Origin of the sequence: Cryobacterium sp. N22 (assembly GCF_002929555.1) — a bacterium.
Lineage (GTDB): Bacteria > Actinomycetota > Actinomycetes > Actinomycetales > Microbacteriaceae > Cryobacterium.
This window is the reverse complement of record NZ_PJJP01000019.1, coordinates 44,731-62,379: the sequence shown is the minus strand read 5'-3', so window position 1 is coordinate 62,379 and position 17,649 is coordinate 44,731. Positions and strand designations below refer to the sequence as shown.

Annotated in this window: 17 protein-coding genes; 4 read left to right on the top strand and 13 right to left on the bottom strand. The window is 70.2% G+C overall.

Translation table 11 applies throughout. The annotated features are described in order from the left end of the window. The 5 genes from CXY76_RS02240 to CXY76_RS02220 form a co-directional block, all read right to left on the bottom strand. A partial coding sequence (locus CXY76_RS02240; protein WP_158253818.1) for an NmrA family NAD(P)-binding protein occupies positions 1–244 on the bottom strand: 244 nt, incomplete at its 3' end. Between the two features lie 256 nt (positions 245–500). Continuing rightward, positions 501–1,829 carry an ABC transporter substrate-binding protein gene (locus CXY76_RS02235; RefSeq protein ID WP_104162640.1) on the bottom strand — a complete coding sequence of 443 codons (1,329 nt, stop codon included), beginning with the start codon at positions 1,827–1,829 and terminating at the stop codon, positions 501–503. A gap of 97 nt (positions 1,830–1,926) precedes the next feature. Then, on the bottom strand, positions 1,927–2,847 hold the full coding sequence (locus CXY76_RS02230; RefSeq protein ID WP_199190175.1) for a carbohydrate ABC transporter permease: 921 nt from the start codon (positions 2,845–2,847) through the stop codon (positions 1,927–1,929). Next, the gene (locus tag CXY76_RS02225) at positions 2,844–3,785 is read right to left on the bottom strand and encodes a carbohydrate ABC transporter permease (RefSeq protein WP_104162639.1); all 942 of its coding nucleotides are present in this window, start codon (positions 3,783–3,785) and stop codon (positions 2,844–2,846) included. The genes CXY76_RS02230 and CXY76_RS02225 overlap by 4 nt, the downstream gene beginning before the upstream one ends. Next, complete coding sequence (locus tag CXY76_RS02220; protein WP_104162638.1) at positions 3,782–5,845, bottom strand: beta-galactosidase; 2,064 nt, start codon at positions 5,843–5,845, stop codon at positions 3,782–3,784. Before CXY76_RS02220 ends, CXY76_RS02225 begins: the two co-directional genes overlap by 4 nt. 138 nt (positions 5,846–5,983) lie before the next feature. Here CXY76_RS02220 and CXY76_RS02215 point away from each other — a divergent pair, with 138 nt between their 5' ends. Beyond that, complete coding sequence (locus tag CXY76_RS02215; RefSeq protein WP_104162637.1) at positions 5,984–7,006, top strand: LacI family DNA-binding transcriptional regulator; 1,023 nt, start codon at positions 5,984–5,986, stop codon at positions 7,004–7,006. Positions 7,007–7,178: 172 nt separating this feature from the next. Here the strand turns inward: CXY76_RS02215 and CXY76_RS02210 are convergent, their stop codons facing one another. Beyond that, on the bottom strand, positions 7,179–7,742 hold the full coding sequence (locus CXY76_RS02210; RefSeq protein WP_104162636.1) for a hypothetical protein: 564 nt from the start codon (positions 7,740–7,742) through the stop codon (positions 7,179–7,181). Positions 7,743–7,868: 126 nt separating this feature from the next. Here CXY76_RS02210 and CXY76_RS02205 point away from each other — a divergent pair, with 126 nt between their 5' ends. Further along, positions 7,869–8,138 (top strand): acylphosphatase, encoded by a 270-nt coding sequence (locus CXY76_RS02205; protein WP_369826048.1) that lies wholly within the window; start codon positions 7,869–7,871, stop codon positions 8,136–8,138. 62 nt (positions 8,139–8,200) lie between these two features. Beyond that, complete coding sequence (locus tag CXY76_RS02200) at positions 8,201–8,971, top strand: Pr6Pr family membrane protein (RefSeq protein ID WP_146073339.1); 771 nt, start codon at positions 8,201–8,203, stop codon at positions 8,969–8,971. A gap of 69 nt (positions 8,972–9,040) precedes the next feature. On the opposite strand, the gene CXY76_RS02195 is transcribed toward CXY76_RS02200, so the two are convergent. From CXY76_RS02195 to CXY76_RS02165, 7 genes are all read right to left on the bottom strand, one after another. Next, a complete protein-coding gene (locus CXY76_RS02195) occupies positions 9,041–9,310 on the bottom strand; it encodes a hypothetical protein (RefSeq protein WP_104162633.1) in 270 nt (89 codons plus the stop codon). Between the two features lie 277 nt (positions 9,311–9,587). After that, complete coding sequence (locus CXY76_RS02190) at positions 9,588–11,024, bottom strand: NAD(P)/FAD-dependent oxidoreductase (RefSeq protein ID WP_104162632.1); 1,437 nt, start codon at positions 11,022–11,024, stop codon at positions 9,588–9,590. A gap of 206 nt (positions 11,025–11,230) precedes the next feature. Continuing rightward, positions 11,231–12,820 (bottom strand): methyltransferase, encoded by a 1,590-nt coding sequence (locus CXY76_RS02185; protein ID WP_233199517.1) that lies wholly within the window; start codon positions 12,818–12,820, stop codon positions 11,231–11,233. 266 nt (positions 12,821–13,086) lie between these two features. Next, positions 13,087–14,268, bottom strand: a complete 1,182-nt coding sequence (locus CXY76_RS02180) for an NAD(P)/FAD-dependent oxidoreductase (protein WP_104162631.1) — start codon at positions 14,266–14,268, stop codon at positions 13,087–13,089. Continuing rightward, positions 14,261–15,001 carry a class I SAM-dependent methyltransferase gene (locus tag CXY76_RS02175; RefSeq protein ID WP_233199516.1) on the bottom strand — a complete coding sequence of 247 codons (741 nt, stop codon included), beginning with the start codon at positions 14,999–15,001 and terminating at the stop codon, positions 14,261–14,263. Before CXY76_RS02175 ends, CXY76_RS02180 begins: the two co-directional genes overlap by 8 nt. 4 nt (positions 15,002–15,005) lie before the next feature. Beyond that, positions 15,006–16,259, bottom strand: coding sequence for a type III polyketide synthase (locus tag CXY76_RS02170; protein WP_233199515.1), 1,254 nt, complete (start codon positions 16,257–16,259; stop codon positions 15,006–15,008). A gap of 95 nt (positions 16,260–16,354) precedes the next feature. Then, positions 16,355–17,191 carry a phosphatase PAP2 family protein gene (locus tag CXY76_RS02165; protein WP_104162630.1) on the bottom strand — a complete coding sequence of 279 codons (837 nt, stop codon included), beginning with the start codon at positions 17,189–17,191 and terminating at the stop codon, positions 16,355–16,357. Between the two features lie 125 nt (positions 17,192–17,316). Between CXY76_RS02165 and CXY76_RS02160 the strand changes: the two genes are divergently transcribed. Next, positions 17,317–17,523, top strand: a complete 207-nt coding sequence (locus tag CXY76_RS02160; protein WP_104162629.1) for a hypothetical protein — start codon at positions 17,317–17,319, stop codon at positions 17,521–17,523. The last annotated feature ends 126 nt before the right edge of the window (positions 17,524–17,649 follow it).

Sequence of the window (17,649 nt, the reverse complement as noted above, 5' to 3'; positions counted from 1 at the left end):
CGGTTCGCGCCGTGCCGGTTCGCGCCGTGCCGGGCCCCGCGGGCTGCTGGCCGGCCGCGGTGCCGCTGGCCCGCCGGGCGCCCTCGGCGATCCAGGCCCGCGGGTCCCGCATGCCGGCGACCACGGTCTCGCCCGCCGCGACAAGGGCATCCGCGACGGCCCGCCCCACGGTGCCAGAGGCCCCGGTGACCAGGATGCTGCCGCTCAGCGCTGGGCGCCGCGGCGACGAGGTCTGGTCGGTCATGCCCCTTACGTTACTGCCGCCTCGCCCCACATCCTCCGCGAGAGCGGGCGTGTGGCTGCCACGCGCCCACCGAAGCAGCCACACCGCCGCTCTCGCGCATCCACCCTCCGCGAAAGCGGGCGTGCGGCTGCCACAACACCACCGAAGCAGCCACAGTGCCGCTTTCGCGGATGATCGCACGCACACGACCGTACCGCCCGGCGCGAGAAGCTCCGGGCGGTACGGGTGGATCAGCTGATCAAGCGAAGCGGCCTGTCTACTCCTTGACGGGAATCGACTGGGCCTTGAGGGCGTCGATGGTGGCGCTCTGACCGGTGGTCAGGGCCTCGGCGAGGGTGCCGTTGCCGCTGACCGCGGCCTTGAAGCCATCCGAGACGTCGTTGTACGTCTGGGTCATCGTCGGACCCCAGACGAAGTCGCTCGACACCTGGCCGGATGCGGCGGCGAACTCGTCGTAGATGGGCTGGTTGCCGTAGAACTCCACGCCCTCCTTGAGCACGGGCAGGTCCAGGCCGGCCTTGGCGGCCGGGTACAGGTTGGCTGCCTCGTTGAGCATGGTCAGCGACTCGCTCGAGCTGTTCAGCCACAGGGCGAACTGCGCGGCTTCGTACGGGTGCTCAGAGCCGGTGAACACTGCGGTGGACGAGCCACCCCAGTTGCCGCTGGCCTCATCGCCGGCCTCCCACTGCGGGGACTGGGCAACGGCCCACTTGCCGGCGGTGTCGGGCGCGCCGCTGGCGATGGAGTTCGCACCCCAGGCCGCGGAGTTCCAGGTCCAGGCCGCACCGGTGTTGTAGGCGTTGTCCCACTCGGTGGTCCAGGCCGGCTGCGTGGAGACGAGGTCCCGGTCGATCAGGTCCTGCCAGTAGTCGGCGACCTTGATCGAGGTGTCGTCGGTGAGGTTGACGGTCCAGTCGGTGCCGTCGTTGCCGAACCAGGTTCCGCCGGCCTGCCAGACGAGTCCGGCGAACTGGTTGATGTCGCTCTGCGAGAAGTTGGTGATGTACGCGCCGGTGGCCCGCACCTGCTCGGCGGCGAGGGCGTACTCTTCCCAGGTGGTGGGGATCGCGATGCCGTTGGCCTCGAAGAGGTCGGCGCGGTAGAACATGGCCATCGGGCCGGAGTCCTGCGGGATGGCGTAGGCGGCGTCGTCTTCGTTGAAGCTGACCTGGCCCCAGGTCCAGTCGACGAAGTCGTCCTTGGCGTCCATCACACCGTCGCAGGATGCGAGGTTGACCAGGCCGTCCTGCACGCGGAAGTTGGGCAGCGCGTCGTATTCGATCTGGCCCAGGTCGGGCGCGTTGCCGGCCTCGAGCTGGTTGAAGAAGTTGGCGTAGGTGCCGCCGTTGCCGTTCGGGCCGGTCTGCACGGCCACCTGGATGTCGGGGTTGGCCTCGTTCCAGACGTCGACGACCTCTTCGATGCCGGGGATCCAGGACGTGAAGGTCAGGTCGACCTTGCCCTCGGCGGGCTCGCAGGCAGCATCGGCGCTGTCGGTGGAGCCGCCGGCGGCTGAGCAGCCGGTCAGGGCGACCGTGGCTGCGGTGAGCAGGGCAACGGTGGCCGCTCGCTTGGTGATTCGCATTGTTTTCCTTCGTTGGGTGTTCGCTGAAAAGGAGTGGTGCTGGGTGACACGGATGGTGCGGTGAAGCCGGGTGAACGGTCGGGAAGAGTCGAGAGGGTTACTTGACGCTGCCGGCGCTGAGGCCGTTGCGCCAGAAGCGCTGCAGCAGCAGGAACAGGATGATCAGCGGGATGATCGACAGCAGCGCGCCGATGAGCACATAGCCACGGAGCTCGGGGATCTGGTTCACCTGGGAGTTCCAGGCGTAGAGGCCGAGGGTGACCGGGAACAGGGTCTCGTCGCGGAGCATGATCAGCGGCAGGAAGAAGTTGTTCCAGATGGCCACGAACTGGAACAGGAACACGGTGACCAGGGCGGGGAACATCAGCTTCACCGACACCGTGAAGAAGGTGCGCACCTCGCCGGCGCCGTCGAGGCGGGCGGCCTCGATCAGTTCGTCCGGCACGCTGGCCGAGGCGAAGATGCGGGTGAGGTACACCCCGAACGGGCTGACCAGGCTGGGCAGGAACACCGCCCAGAAGGTGTTGGTGAGGCTGACCTGGCTGAAGATCAGGAACAGCGGCAGCGCCAGGGCGGTGGCGGGCACGAGCACCCCGCCGAGCACGATGTTGAACAACAGTTCCCGGCCCGGGAAGCGGTACTTGGCCAGGGCGTAGCCGCACATCGCGGCGAACAGGGTGGCCAGCAGGGCGCCGGCGCCGGCGTAGAGGGCGCTGTTGAGCATCCACTTGAGGAACACGCCGTCACGGTAGGCGACCAGGTTGCCGATGTTGGCGAACAGGTTGAAGTCGGCGAACCAGAGCGGGTTGGTGCTGGTGAACTGGGAGCTGCTCTTGGTGCCGGCGATGAACAGCCACCAGATCGGGATGAGGAAGTAGAGCGTGAAGACCAGCATCACGGTCATCGCGCCGACGCGGGAGAGCGGGCTCTCCTTGGGTCCCTTCGGTGCGTTCTCGGTGCGCCGGGTGACGCGCCGGGACGGGCGGGCGACGACGGGCGTCTCGGTGAGGGCGCTCATTTGCCTTCCTTCCGCTGGGTGAACTTGAGAAACGAGAACGAGAGCACGAAGGTGGCCAGGGCCAGCACCACGCTGAACGCGGCGGCGAGGTTCACGTTGGGGATCGAGGAGGTGGAGTAGACCATCAGGTTCGGGGTGAAGGTGCTGGTCACGGCGGAGCTGAAGGAACGGAACACCTGCGGCTCGGCGAGCAGCTGCAGCGTGCCGATGATGGAGAAGATGCCGGTGAGCACGATCGCGGGCATGATCAGCGGGATCTTGATCGACCAGGCGATGCGCAGCTGCCCGGCGCCGTCGAGGCGGGCGGCCTCGTAGATCTCGGTGGGGATGGCCAGCAGCGCCGAGTAGATGATGAGCATGTTGTAGCCCACGTAGACCCAGGTCACGACGTTCGCGATGGCCCAGAGCACCAGGTCGGCGGAGAGGAAGCTGACGTTGCTGGTCAGCGCCGTGAACGGCGACAGGTTGGGCGAGTAGAGGAAGCCCCACATGATTGCTGCGATGACGCCGGGCACCGCGTACGGCACAAAGAAGGCGAGCCGGAAGAAGCGCTTGCCGCGGAGCAGCGGGGAATCCAGCAGCAGCGCGAACAGCAGCGCCAGGCCGAGCATCACCGGCACCTGAACCACACCGAAGGCGAGCACCCGGGTGATGGACTCCCAGAACGGGCCGTTCTGGAACACCAGGATGTACTGGGTCAGACCGCCGAACACCTCGGTGGCCTTGCCGAAGGTGCCGTCGCGCTCCACGACGAGCAGCGACTGGTAGATCGCGTAGCCGATCGGCACCAGGTAGAACAGGGTGAACAGGATGGCGAACGGCACGATGAAGATCGCGATCGCGCGCGGGTGCGCGACCTTGATCTTGCGGGGCCGGGGCGCCGGGCTGCGGGAACCCGCGCTCCGGGCATCCGCGGCCGTCAGGGCTGGTGCGCTCATGATGCGGTGTCCTCTCTGAGAACGCGTACGGCTCCGGCCGGTACGCGCAGGGTGCGGGCGATGTCGGCGCCGGTGACGAGTTCGACCCCCGCCGCGCTCACCTCCACGTCGGTGTCGCCGTGGTTGATGATGAAGCGGTAGGAGCGGCCGGGCGCGGCCCGGCGGATGACCTCGACGAGGCCGTCGCCCTCCGGACCGACGGCGGTGACGTGGGCGTGCCCGGCGATGGTGCGGAGCACGTCGCGGTAGGTCTCGGCGTTGGGCGCAGTGGCCAGGTACCAGGCGGTGCCGGCGCCGTGCCGGTTGCGGGTGAGCGCGGGCACACCGGTCAGGGCGCCGTCGATGTAGTGCGCAACGGCCTCCGCCCCTCTCAGCTGCAGCCGTTCGGTCCACAGGGTGCCCGCGGCGCCGGCGGCCAGCCCGATCGGGGCGCCCAGGCCCACGGTGGTGCCGGGGCGGAGCGGCACGAACTCCTCGACGCGCACGCCGAGCAGGTCGCGGAACGCGCCGGGGTAGCCGCCGAGGCGCACCCTGTCGTCTTCGTCGACGATGCCGCTGTAGAAGGTGACCAGGGTGTGGCCGCCGTCGGCGACGTAGCCGGCCAAGTTGTCGGCCTGGGCGTCGGTGACCAGGTACAGCGCGGGCACCACGACGAGGGCGTAGCCGGCCAGGTCGGCATCCGGGGAGACGATGTCGACGGTGACGCCGAGCCTGTGCAGCGCGGTGTAGGCGGCGTGCACCTGCTCGAGGTAGGTCACCGACTGGGACGGCCGGGATTCGCCGTCGCCGGCCCACCAGGCCTCCCAGCTGAACAGGATCGCGACATCGGCCACGACCCGGCTGCCGATGATCTCGTCGAGCTTGTCGAGGGTGGCGCCGAGCGCCACGACCTCGCGCCAGAGCACGGTGTCGGTGCCGGCGTGCGGCACCAGTGCGGAGTGGAACTTCTCCGAACCCTGCTGGGAGGCGCGCCACTGGAAGAAGCAGATCGCGTCGGCACCGCGGGCCACGTGCGCCAGCGAGTTGCGGGTCAGCTCCCCCGGCGTCTTGGCCAGGTTCAGCGGCTGCCAGTTGACGGCGCTGGTGGCCTGCTCCATCAGCAGCCACGCGCCGCCGCCGGCCAGCCCCCGGGTGAGGTCGGCGGCGAAGGAGAGCTCGGTGGTGGGGTCGGCGAGCCGATGATCGAGGTAGTGGTCGTTGGCGACCACGTCAACGGCGGATGCCCAGGACCAGTAGTCGAGGTTGCGGATGTGCGCGGCGACCATGAAGTTCGTCGTGACGGGCACCGAGCTGTGCCGGCGGATGACGGCCTCCTCGGCGCGGTAGTAGCCCAGCAGTTCGTCGGAGCTGAACCGGTGGAAGTCGAGCACCTGGCCGGGGTTGCGGCTGGAGAGGGTGAGCCGCGGCGTGTGCACCTCGGCCCAGTCGGTGTAGCGCTGGCTCCAGAAGCTTGTGCCCCAGGCCGTGTTGAGGGCGGCGATGCTGCCGTATTTCGTCTCCAGCCAGCGGCGGAACGCGGCGGCGGTGTCGTCGTCGTAGCAGAGCGCGTTGTGGCAGCCGAGTTCGTTGGAGACGTGCCAGAGGGCCACGGCGGGGTGGTCGCCGAAACGCCGGGCGACCTGCTCGACCAGGCGCAGCGCGTGCTCGCGGAACACCGGCGAGCTCGGGCACCAGGCCTGGCGGCCGCCGGGGTAGCGGGTGGTGCCGTCTTCGGTCTGCGGCAGGATCTCGGGGTGCAGGGTGGTCAGCCACGGCGGCGGCGAGGAGGTGCCGGTGCCCAGGTTCACCCGAATGCCGTGGGCGTGCAGCAGGTCCACGATGGTGTCGAGCAGGGTGAAGTCGTACTCCCCCGGGGCCGGCTCCAGGGCGGACCAGCCGAAGATGTTGATCGCCACGAGGTCGACGCCGGCCTCCTGCATGAGGAGCACGTCCTCGGCCCACACCTCCGGACCCCACTGCTCGGGGTTGTAGTCGCAGCCGTAGGCGATGCCGTTCTGCACGAACGGGGTCGTCGGGGTGACCTCGCGGGTCACGGCCGGGATGGCTACTGGGGTGGTCATTTGCTCCTGCTTCGTTCTACGTCTGTGAACGTGCACAGATCGGAGAGCAAATGACTCCCCGTTGAGTGTCTGTGAACGTACACAGAGTAAGTACGGCGGAGCCACCGTGTCAAGCGAGCCGACCGCTACAGTTATCGAATGGTGACAATTCCGGGACGGCGCAAGCGCGCGACGATCCACGACGTCGCCGCGGAGGCCGGGGTGTCCCGCGGCACGGTCAGCCGGGTGGTGAACAACGAACCCTACGTCTCGGCCGAGGCTCGCGTGGCCATCGAGGCGGCCATCGCGAAGGTCGGCTACGTGCCCAACACCGCCGCCCGCAACCTTGTCATGCAGCGCTCCCAGGCCGTGGGCCTGATCGTGCACGAGCCGCATTCGCTGTTCCTCGAAGACCCCAACATCGGCGAGATCCTGCTCGGCGCCAACTCCGCCCTCTCCCAGGCCGACTACCAGATGGTGAGCCTGGTCATCGAGTCCGAGCGCGACACCGAACGGGTGGCCCGGTACCTCAGCGGCGGCTTCGTCGACGGTGTCGTCGTCGTCTCGGCCCGGGAACAAGACCCGATCACCCGCGTCATCGAACGGCTCGACCTGCCGGCTGCCTTCGTCGGGCATCCGCAGGACCTGCGCGACCTGCCGTACGTGGGAATCAACAACCGCGCCGCGGCCCGCGCCATCACCGAGCGCCTGATCGGCACCGGCCGCAGCCGCATCGGCATGATCGCCGCGGCCCTGGACCGCGACTCCGGCGCCGACCGGCTGGCCGGCTTCACGGATGCGCTAGGCGACCGGTTCGACCCGTCGCTGGTGGCCCCGGTGCCGCTGTACACCTACGCCGACGGCCGCGACGGGATGCGCGCACTGCTGGCCCGCGACCCGCTGATCGACGGGGTCTTCGCGGCCTCCGACGTGATCGCGGCCGGGGCCCTGAACGCCCTGCGCGAGGCGGGCCGCAGCGTGCCCGGCGACGTGGGCATCGTCGGCTTCGACGACAGCGCCTGGGCGCTCCGCTGCCAACCCCTGCTCTCCACGGTGCGCCAGCCCGCCAACGGACTGGGCCAGCGGGCGGCCGAGTCGGTGCTCAGCCAGCTGCGCGGCGAGGCGCCCGAGCTGGGCGGCATTCTGCTCGACACCGAAATCGTCTGGCGCGACTCCGCCTGACCGTTCTGCTCGCTGGTCTCAGGAGGCCAACCGAATCCGTTGGTCGAGCTTGTCGACGCCGTGCTGAGCCTGTCGAAGTAGACCCCGTGAGCCGCCAGCCCGACGAACCGCACACGGGTCACCAGGTTTCGACACGCTCAACCAACGGGGATGGGAACGTACCGAAGACGCGTCACCCCTCCTGGATGTGGCGCGCGATCTCGGCCAGGATGCCCGCCTGCAGCTCGAGCGACCCCCGCCAGTCCCCCGGCAGCGTCAGCGCGTGGCCCGCACCCGGCACCGACAGCAGCTGTGCCTCGGTGCCGGCGACCGCATCGGGCCGCCAGAACGCATCCAGCTCGCCGCCCATGGCCAGGTCCGCGGCAGTCGCCTCCGACAGCGCCCGGTACACCGGCTCCTCGGTGAGAAGCGGGGTGAGCCACACCCCGGCGATACCCTCGCGCCGGGCCCACGGCAGCGCGTAGGTGCCGAACGATTTCGCCACGACCAACCTCCGTGAGCTCGGCGGACTCGCGTCGAACGCGCCCGCCACGGCGCGCTCCACGAAGGCAAGCGGATGCGCCAGCGCTTCGTCGTCCACCGACCAGTCCACGGCCTGCACGTGCCAGCCGCGCTCGGCGAGCAGAGTCGCGCACCAGTAGAGCAGCGGTGCCTGCACCGAGTAGTTCACTCCGGGCAGAAGCACCGCGACGGGCGCATCCGCCGACTCGGCCCGCGCCCACGCGTAAGAGGTCATGGCTCGACGGTACCGCCCCGTTTCTCACGCAACTGTTGCCGCTGCGGAAACAGTTGCGGCCCGGCCGGCGCGCGAGGCCGGCGGGCGGGGTTGTCCGGGCGGCGGCAGGCGCACAGAATGGGGACCGTGAGTCGCAAACGAGTGATCGTCAACGGGATGGTTCAGGGCGTGGGGTTTCGGTACTACACCGAGGCGCAGGCCGGCACCCTCGGCCTGGGCGGCTACGTGCGCAACCGGTCCGACGGAGCCGTCGAAGCCGAGATCGAGGGTGACGACGACGCGATCGAACGGATGCTGGCCTGGCTGCACACCGGACCCCGTTCGGCGAGCGTGGAATCGGTGCAGGTGACCGACCTGGCCGAGCACGGCGAGGCGAGTTTCAGCATCCGCCTGTAGGCAACCCGCCCCGATGCCGGCGATGGCCGCGGGCGACCGGCTCTCTGGCGTACCGTGGGAGTATGGGCGCGCAGGCATCCGGTCCCGGCCGGACGGGACCGACGGTGCGCGAATCCTCCCCGCTGCGGGAGGAACCACAGGCGCGCGAGCCGTTGCGCGCGCGCAAACGCCTGAGCCTGCGGTCCAGCTACGGCATCGGCCGGCTGCTGCTGGCCGTCGCCGGCATCGCGGGGCTGATCGGCAACTACGAGTACGTGTTGCGGTTCCCCACCTTCGCCGCGTACAACGTGTTCACCTATTTCACGGTGCAGAGCGCGATCGCGGCGGTGATCGCGTTCGTGCTCGGCGCGATCGTGGCCCTCCGGCAGCCGAAGGATCCGCAGTGGCTGGACGTGTTCCGGGCGCTCGTGACGACGTACATTCTGGTGTCCGGAATCGTGTTCCTCACCATCGTCATCCAGTCGTCATCGCGCGACTACTCGATCGAGGTGCCCTGGCCGAGCCAGGTGCTGCACTTCTACATCCCCACGCTCGCGCTGCTGGACTGGCTGACCGACACCGGCAAGGCCCGGTTGTCCTGGCGTTTTCTGCGCTGGATCCTGCCGTACCCGATCGCCTGGGGCATCTTCACCTTCGTGCGCGGCTCGGCGGTGGGCTGGTACCCGTACTTCTTCCTCGACCCGGCCCAGGTCAGCGGCCCGCTCGAGACCGCGTTCTACTGCCTGATCGCCGTGGTGCTGTTCCTGGGCATCGCGGCGGTGCTCGTGGCCACGTCGCGGCTCAGTTGGCGTCCCCGCCCGCGCGGGGACCGCACGTCGTCGGTGCCGAACTAGGACCGGCCCGGCCGGGGCCGACCCTGGGCGCGCATCCGGGCGGATGTTGGCCGCTGCGGGGACTCGCGGCTACTGCTCGACGGGGAGAAACGTGTACTGGCTGGTGAGGTGCTCGGACTCGCAGGTGCCGCAGTAGAGCACACCGGAGGCCTGCATCGCCGAGACGCGTGGCGAGCACTGGATCACCTTGGGGCCGCAGCACGGTGAGATCACCATGTAGGCGCCGGGCTCGGCGGCGGCGTGCCCGCTCAGGCTCCGGTGGTGGTGGCTGCCCTCGCAGGGCAGGTTCGTGTCGAAATCCAGCAACGACACGGAGTCAAGACTTGTCAGAATATACATGGTTCACACGGTCAATCAGATTGGGCATCGGCCGCGGTGCAGGTGGGACACCAGGATCGCGACCGCACCCGGTGACCGACGGCGAAAAGCGCCCCTCTGGACTCCGTCGGCACGTCCAGTCGGGAAACGACTGGATCTCCCCGTGGGGGCATCCCTGAATTGGGCGGCCCCTTCACCGACTAGACGTTTCGTGGAGCTTACACCCGAACTCTGAGCTTTGCTCGTTAATGTTCGGGCGGCATATCCTCCCGCCCAGAGCCCCGGGCAGAAGTGCCGGTCAGGGCGCCGGGGTGGCCGTGGCGACGATCGCGAACGGTTCCAGGCTGCGCAGCGCGGCGTCGGTGAACTCGGTGTTGTCGGCCTTCGCCAGCCCCAGCGCCTGTTCGCCGCTGACGAAGCCCACCAGGATCGGCTCGTTGGTGATCGGCATCATGTTCACCCAGACCCTGAAGTCGAGGGTGTCGTCCCCGACCGTTGTCCACAGGGCTGCGTCGGTGTCCCAGAACGGCTCCTCGAAGCGCAGCCAGATCTTGTCGAGAGTCCCCATCCCCAGCGCGGCGATCGCGCCCCGGTGGGCGAACGGCAGGGGCGGGTCGAATTCGATCACGTCGCTCTTGAGCACACCCAGCGGCACGGTCACGATCGCGCGGTCTACGGTGAGCGACTCGCCGGTGCCCAGCCGCAGGCTGACGGCGCTGTCGGTGTACGCCACCCGTGTCACCACGCTGGAGAAGAGCACATCCAGGTCCGCCGCATCCTCGTCAAGGAGCGTGCCGTAGCCGCCGAGCACAATGCGGATGTCGTCCGCGGCGGGCGTCGCCGGGGCGGGGGCATACCAGCCGGACATCTCGTCGGCCGGGGCGCCGGACTCCAGCGTGGTGGAGGTGGCGAGCTGGTAGTCCAGCCAGTCGGCGTCGGAGACGCCGGCTTCGCCATCCGCCATCGACAGCGTGGCGGAGCCGGTGGCGACGAGGGCCTTGGCCAGGGAGGTGTCCTCGGCCTGCGCGGCGGCCCAGGCCAGCGCCGCGGTGACGGCGTCGGCGCCGACGGGCGAGACCGGGGCGACGGTGCCGTCCGGGGTGCGCGCCTCCGGGGCCGGTACGAACGGGGCGTGCGAGACCTCGAGGCCGGTGAACTCCTCGTCGAGGGAGTTGGTGCTGCCGGCGACGATGAACGACGGGCCGAGCTCGACGGGCATCGGCCAGGAGTCGCTGGTGACGGTCTGGATTCGACCGCCGATCCTGTCGCGGGCCTCGATCACGAGCACGGTGAAACCGGCGTCGGTCAGCAGCCGGGCGGCGGCGATGCCGGCGGCGCCGGCGCCGATCACGGCCACCCGCTCGCCGGGTTCGGCGACGTCCGCCAGGGCCCTGGCGGCGCGCTGGCCGGAGCCGCGGGCGCCCTGCACGGTGCCGGGCGCGGTGTCTGAGAGCGCCTCGCCGGCGAGGAAGAGCCGGTCGAGGATGGGTTCGGCCAGGTCCTCGCGCTGCTGCGGCGTCGACGAGACCGCCGCGAAGCTGTAGGACCCGCGGGCGAACGGGTCGTCGGACCAGGAGCTGCGGAGCATGTCCTGGGGCTGCGGCACCAGGGACGGCGCCGGCGTGGTGGTGGGGGTGGGCGTGCCCGTCGGCGCGGGTTTGGGCGGTACGCATCCGCTGAGCGCGAGCAGGGAGAGCCCCGACAGGGAGCTGATCAGGAAGGTCCGACGTTTCATCGCTGTGTGCGCGTCACGTGACGCCCTCCTCTCGGCCCCTCGAAGTGGTACCCCTCACGCTACCTCAGGCCGTGGCCGCCGGGTTTCGACCGCGGTCGGGGCGCGCCGGGCCGCGCCGGGCCCCGGCGGCAGCAACTGTTACCGGTGCGGACAATTGGTCCCGGCACACCGGGCGCAATTGTCCGCATCGGCAACAGTTAGCGCGGTTAGGCGGCGGGCGGCTCGAGGAAGCCGTCGTCGAGCAGGCCGCGCACCCGGGGCAGCAGCTCCGCCCGGAGCGCGGCCGCATCGGCGTCGAGCAGCTGGGCGATCGCGTCGATGATGGCGCCCACCGGCAGTTCGCCGTCGCAGGCGCCGATCAGGGCGGCCTGGGCGGTGTCCAGCGGCACCGACCGGCCGAAGCCGCCGCCCTGGTGCAGGGTCATCAGGGTCGGGTCCTCCTGGCCGGGCCAGAAGTGCCGTTCCTCGGTGACGTCGGATGCCACGGTGAGCGTGCTGCGGGAGAGCGCGTCGTCGTCCAGTCCGGCCTGCCAGTCGTGCGCGGCCAGGCACTCGGCCAGGTGGTGGCCGATGCCGGCCGGGTTGTGGCCCAGGGCCTCCGGCAGCCGTTCGAGCCGCACCAGGCGGGGGCGAGCCGGCGCGGCGGAGCGGCGGCGGCCATCCGTCGGGCGGCGCAGCAGCATGTAGCCGAAGCCCACCTGACGCACCCCGCGGGCCTCGAAGTCGTCGAGCCAGGCGCCGTAGAGGCGGTCGAAGTCGGGGGTGTCCGGGCGGGTGCCGCCGTCGCGGATCCAGGTCTCGGCGTAGCCCGTTGGCGGCTGCACCTCGCGTTCGATGATCCAGGCGTCCAGCGCGGCCTCCTCCGGGCTCTCCAACCAGCCGGTGAGCCTGTCGAAGGCGTCGTCGGCGTGGTACTCCCAGTTGCCGAGCAGCTGGGCTACGCCGCCGGGGGTGAGGTGATCGGCGGCGCCGCGCACCACGGCCTCGACGAGGGCATCGCCGACCAGGCCGCCGTCGCGGTATTCGTAGCTGGGCACGCCCTCCACCCGCGGGGTGATCACGAACGGCGGGTTGGAGATGATGTGGTCGAAGCGCTCCCCCGCGACGGGGTCGAACAGGCTGCCGAGCCGGAACTCGATGTTCTCGACGCCGTTCAGCCGGGCGTTGAGCGCGGCGAGCTCGAGGGCGCGCTCGGAGATGTCGGTGGCCACCACCCGGGTGGCGTGTCTGGAGGCGTGCAGGGCCTGGATGCCGCAGCCGGTGCCGAGGTCCAGCGCACTGTCGACCGCGGTGGGGATCATCAGGGCGCTCAGGGTGAGCGAGGCGCCGCCGACGCCGAGCACGTGGTTTTCGCCGAGCGGATGTCCCAGCGCCAGTTCCCCCAGGTCCGAGGTGATCCACCAGCTGCCGGCGCCGTGCGCGTCCACGAAGCTGTACGGCCGCAGCTCCACCAGCGGTGCCACCTGTGCCGGGCCGGCGTCGGGGGTCGAATCCTGCGGGTGGGCGCCGACCAGGCCGAGTTGCTCGGCGCCGTGCACGCCGAGGGACGGCAGTGCGGTGTCGAGTTCGGTGCGTTCGACGGGCAGGCCGAGGACGAACAGCTGGGCCAGCACCACATTGGGTTCGGGCACGGTGAGGGTGGCGCGCAGCGTGCCGAGCGCCCGCAGGGCCGGCACCCGCTGGTTGCGGCGCAGGGCGGCATCCGCTTCGATGCCCCACAGCCCGGTCAGGGCGGTCACCGAGAAGTTGGCGGCGGCGAGGTCGGCGCGGAGCAGGTCGATCAGAGGAGCAGTCACCCCTCTATTCAACTGCACGCCGGCCCGCCGACCTTCCGTTGGTCGAGCCTGTCGAGACCCCGCGACCCGGCCCACGCGACGCAACCATCCCGTCGGTCGAGCCTGTCGAGACCCCGCGACCCGGCCTACGCGACGCAACCATCCCGTTGGTCGAGCCTGTCGAGACCCCGCGACCCGGTCTACGGGACGCAACCGTCCCGTCGGTCGAGCTTGTCGAGACCTCGCACCAGGTCTCGACAGGCTCGACCAACGGCGGCTATGACCGGCTAGAGCCAGCGCATCGTGAACGCCCGCGCGAGCAGCCCGTTCAGCGGCGGTGTCGCCAGCAGCCGCACGATCACGTTGCGCAGCCGCAGCCGCAGCCCTCGCGCGGGCCGGCCCATGGCCATGTTGAAGCCGGCCTGTCGGGCGGCCATGCGTGCGCTCCGCCGCCGGCGCCGGTCGTAGCCGGCGAGCGTGACCCGGGCCTCGATCGGTTGCGCGAGCGCGTGCGTGAGCGCCGGCGCCAGCGCCACCGCGTCGAGCCAGCCGAGGTTCATGCCCTGCCCGCCGATCGGGCTGATCTCGTGCGCCGCATCCCCCACCAGCAGCACCCGGCCCTGCACCATCGTGGCGGCCAGCCGCTGCCGCACCGAGAACGAGCTCGGCAGGGCGTCCGAGGCCGGCAGCAGCACCCCGGTGCGATCGAGCACCAGCGCCGTCAGATCCTCGAGCGAGGCATCCGTCATCAGGGTGGGCGTCAGCGCCACCCAGCGGCGCCGGCCGTTCGGCAGCGGGAACGACTCGACGACGCCGCCGCGCTCGAAGAACAAAACGGCCTCGCTGCCGTGTTCGCCGGTGTCGGGATAGTCGGCCATCAGGTAGGTGTCGCCGCCGCCGAGCGGCCGGGAGGCGATGCCGACAGCGTCGCGCAGCTGACCGCGGGCGCCGTCGGCCACCACCACGTACCGCGCCGACCCCACGATTTCGAGTCCGTTGTCGCCGGCGCCCTCGTCGGCGGCGTCCCCGGTTCCGTCCGGGCCCGGCTCAGCGATCAGGTCAACGTGGTGCCCACGATCGTGCAGCATGCCCACACCCACGCCGGAGCGCAAGCCGTCCGGCCGCAGCTGCTTGAACCGCTCCCGCAACACGGCCTCGGTCTCGTGCTGCGGCAGGGCCACGACGAACGGAAACCGCCCCGTCGTCTGCGCGAACGACAGCCGTCCGAGTGTGCGTCCGCCGCTTTGCACGCTGCCGGTCTCGATGCGCACCGCCCGGGCCAGCACCTCCTCGGCCACGCCGGCCTGGCGCAGCACCCGCATCGACGGCGGGTGGATGCCGATGGCCCTGGCGAGCATCGACGGTTCGGTGCGCCGTTCGAGCACCTCCACGTCCACGCCGCGTTCGGCGAGCAGGCAGGCCAGCAGGATGCCCACCGGGCCACCGCCGACCACGATCACGTCACGCATGCGCCCGCCTTTCCTCGGCCCGGTGCGGTTCGGCGGCCGCGGGGGCCTGCCAGCGCAGCATCAGCCGGTACGGCACCTCCCGGCGCACACTCCATCCCGGCGGCGCCACCGCCGCAAGCTCCTGCCAGGTGAAGCTGCGCCGGATCGAGGTGAGGCCGTCGGGGCGAATGTAGGAGCGGCGAAAGAACGGCCAGGTGCCCAGCCCGAAGCCGAGGTAGGCCAACGGGGAACGTTCGATGTCGCCGTGCAGCACCAGGGCGCGGCTGAGCCGTTCGGAGTCCACCAGCAGCGCGCCGAGCTCGGCGCCGCTGAGGTGGTGCAACACATGGTTGGAGAGCACAATGTCGAACCGCTCCCCCGCGGCCACGAGGTCGCTGCTGAGGGCCCGGCGAAACACCAGCCCGGGCAGCGGCGGCCGGCCGGACGCGTAGGCGTGCGCCCGGGCATCCGGGTCGATCGCGGTCACGGTCAGGCGCAGCCCGTCACGGGCGGCCCACCGGGCCAGTGACCGGGCCACGTCGCCGCCGCCGGAGCCGATGTCGAGCAGGCTGGTCTCGGCGCCGGCCGACAGGCGCGGCCGGATGTCGCGGCGGTAGGTGTGCCGCAGCCCGGAGACGACGGCGTTGACGTACCGAAAGTTCGCGTAGGTGCGTCGAAGCGCCTCGGCGTCGCAGTGCGGATCATCCATGATCTCGACGGCGTCGACCGCCCGTTCGCGGAGCGTCAGGAGCACGGCGTCAGCCGCGCTGCACGGTCATCAGGCCCGACTCCACGGTCAGTCCCGGCCCGAACGCCATCGCGCAGACCCTGTCGCCGTCGGCGGTGGCCAGGCCGTCGAGGATCTCCTTCATCACGAAGAGGATGGTGGCGCTGGACATGTTGCCGTTGGTGCGCAGGGTCTGGCGCGACGGCACCAGTTGCGCCTCGGTGAGGCCGAGTTTGGCCTCGGTCTTATCGAGGATGCTGCGCCCGCCGGGGTGGATCGCCCAGTGCGCGATGGCGGTGCTCAACGCCGAGGCCGAGGTCGCGGCCGTAAGCACCTGTCCGGGGCTCCCGCCGACCTCCTGCGTCTGCGATTGGGACTGCGCCTGCACGGTAACGGCGTCGGCTTCGGCCACCACACCGGCCGCCAGCGCCAGGGTCAACGACTCGTCCCGGCCGAACAACGGCGCCAGGGCCGACTCGATGTGCTCGTCGATGATGTGCGGCACATAGGAGCTCAGGACCATTTCGAACCCCTCGTCGCCGATCTTCCAGGCCATGTCGCCCTCACCGACGGGCGTGATCACGGTCTCGAAGTGGTCGAGGTTGAGGGCGTTCTCACCGGCGACCGGCGGTCGGCTGCTCACGATGCCGGCGGCAGCGCCATCCGAGAACAGCGACGACGCCACGATGGTGTCGGGGTCGCTGGAGGTGCGCAGGTGCAGCGAGCACAGCTCGGCGCTGACCACGAGCACCACGGCGGTCGGGTCGGCTTCCACGAACTGCTTCGCGGTGCGCAGCGCCGGCATTGCCGCGTAACAGCCCATGAAACCGAGGTGATAGCGCTGGGTGGACGGCGCCAGACCCAGCTCGCGCACCAGCATGTAGTCGGGGCCCGGTGCGTAGAAGCCGGTGCAGGAGACCGTCACGACATGGGTGATGTCGCTGGCGTCCAGCCCCGGGCAGGCGGCCAGCGCGCGCCGGCCGGCCTCCACGAACAGCTTCGTGGCCTGCTCGATGTACAGCTCATTGCGCACCCGGGTGCCGGGCACGAGCAGCCGCTGGGTGGCCGCGTCGAAGAACTGCGGCTCGGCCACCTGCGAGTCGAGGGTGAGTTCCTCGATCACGGTGTGGCGGGTGTCGATCCCGGACAGGTTGAAGGATGCGGTGACCAGCCGCTGCGCAAGCCGGCTGAGGCCGGGTTGGGCGGCGAAGATGTCCCTGACCTGCTCCTGCACAAGGACGGTGGGCGGTACAACGGTCTGGAGCGCTCTCAGCGTGACGGCCATGCCCCAGTGTTACACGCACCGCGCCGTGGGCACATCCCCCTCTGCGGCGAGGCGTGAGGCCGATGCGCCGGCCGGAGGGCTCGAGGCCGCGGCCGTTAGGGCAGGCGGTCGAAGAGCCGGGTGGCGGTGATGGCGAGCACAAAACCGACCGCGACGATCGCGGTGACCGCGCCGAGATAGGCCACCGGCGCATCCGAGACACCGAACGCCCCGGTGGCGCCGATGCCGGCGGCCACCGCGGTGACGATGCCGGCGAGCACGGCGATCCCGGTCTGCAGCTTCAGGCCCACCCGGGCCGGGGTGGGGGTGCGGGCGGTGCGCTGCCGGCCACCGGCCCTGGTGAGCACGGCTCCGGCGACGCAGCCCCAGAACGCCACGACGAGCAGCCCCGCGATCACGTCGCTGGGCCGGTGCCACAGGCTCACCAGCGTCGACACCCCGGCCGCGACAGCGAAGGCCGCCCCGATGGTGCCGGCCAGCCAGCGCGTGTGCGCGCTGGCGACGAGGAACACCACCAGCGCGGATGCGGCCGCCACCGTCGTATGCCCGGAGGGGAATGAGTTGGGAATGTAGCCGTCCACGCCGAGTTCCGGTCGGGTGAGGATCACGTTCTTGAGCAGCTGGGTGGTCACAACGGCGGCCGTGGCGGCGCTCACGGCGACCACGAGCGGGAACCAGGCGCGTCGCACCAGGGCGATGACCAGGCTCACGATCGCACCGACGGCGACCATCACCGAGGGGATGAGGTCGAGCAGCTGCCGGGTGACCGTGGTTCCTGTCGAGCCGTCCTCGGCTCCATTGAAGGCCAGTTGATCGATGGCCTGCCCGGCGACATCCCGTACGAAGAAGAGGTAGAGCACCACAAACGCAGCGACGCAGAGCAGCGCAGCCCCGATGTAGCGGGTGGGGGTGAGGCGGGAGGTCGAGGGCACTCTCTAGTTTCCCATGACAGCTTGAGTGAACCGTGAAAGCCCGGTGCACAAAACATGTGCGCCAGAACCTGACAGACGCTCAGATTGTCTCTTGACATCGGGATTCTGCGGCGTAGCGTCGAATCATGTTCGGCAAAAAGACGAAAGAACGTGCCACCCGCGGTGAGGATCGCTCCCTGGACCGCGGCGGGTACCCGGGGCTGGAGGGCGACTTCGAGTCCGAGCGACGCCGTGCCGCCGCCGCCGCCCACGACACCATCGAACCGTATGAGCACGACGAGGGCGCGCTGGCGGTGCTGCCGGTCACGGAGCCCGGGCTCACGCATCCCTGAGCAAAAAGACGGGCGGCTCGTCACCACGCGGAACGCGGTGGGAAGGCGGGATCCAGAGGGTTTATCCTCCGGGTCCCGTCTTTTCGCGTGTTGGACACGCTATGTTCATAATTCTCTGATCGACTG

Excerpts from the sequence above, each read along its gene's own strand:
- CXY76_RS02235 (WP_104162640.1), bottom strand. The coding sequence starts at position 1,829 with ATGCGAATCACCAAGCGAGCGGCCACCGTTGCCCTGCTCACCGCAGCC.
- CXY76_RS02180 (WP_104162631.1), bottom strand. The coding sequence starts at position 14,268 with ATGCGTGACGTGATCGTGGTCGGCGGTGGCCCGGTGGGCATCCTGCTG.
- CXY76_RS02195 (WP_104162633.1), bottom strand. The coding sequence starts at position 9,310 with ATGTATATTCTGACAAGTCTTGACTCCGTGTCGTTGCTGGATTTCGAC.
- CXY76_RS02220 (WP_104162638.1), bottom strand. The coding sequence starts at position 5,845 with ATGACCACCCCAGTAGCCATCCCGGCCGTGACCCGCGAGGTCACCCCG.
- CXY76_RS02215 (WP_104162637.1), top strand. The coding sequence starts at position 5,984 with ATGGTGACAATTCCGGGACGGCGCAAGCGCGCGACGATCCACGACGTC.
- CXY76_RS02190 (WP_104162632.1), bottom strand. The coding sequence starts at position 11,024 with ATGAAACGTCGGACCTTCCTGATCAGCTCCCTGTCGGGGCTCTCCCTG.
- CXY76_RS02200 (WP_146073339.1), top strand. The coding sequence starts at position 8,201 with ATGGGCGCGCAGGCATCCGGTCCCGGCCGGACGGGACCGACGGTGCGC.
- CXY76_RS02230 (WP_199190175.1), bottom strand. The coding sequence starts at position 2,847 with ATGAGCGCCCTCACCGAGACGCCCGTCGTCGCCCGCCCGTCCCGGCGC.
- CXY76_RS02170 (WP_233199515.1), bottom strand. The coding sequence starts at position 16,259 with ATGGCCGTCACGCTGAGAGCGCTCCAGACCGTTGTACCGCCCACCGTC.
- CXY76_RS02225 (WP_104162639.1), bottom strand. The coding sequence starts at position 3,785 with ATGAGCGCACCAGCCCTGACGGCCGCGGATGCCCGGAGCGCGGGTTCC.
- CXY76_RS02210 (WP_104162636.1), bottom strand. The coding sequence starts at position 7,742 with ATGACCTCTTACGCGTGGGCGCGGGCCGAGTCGGCGGATGCGCCCGTC.
- CXY76_RS02160 (WP_104162629.1), top strand. The coding sequence starts at position 17,317 with ATGTTCGGCAAAAAGACGAAAGAACGTGCCACCCGCGGTGAGGATCGC.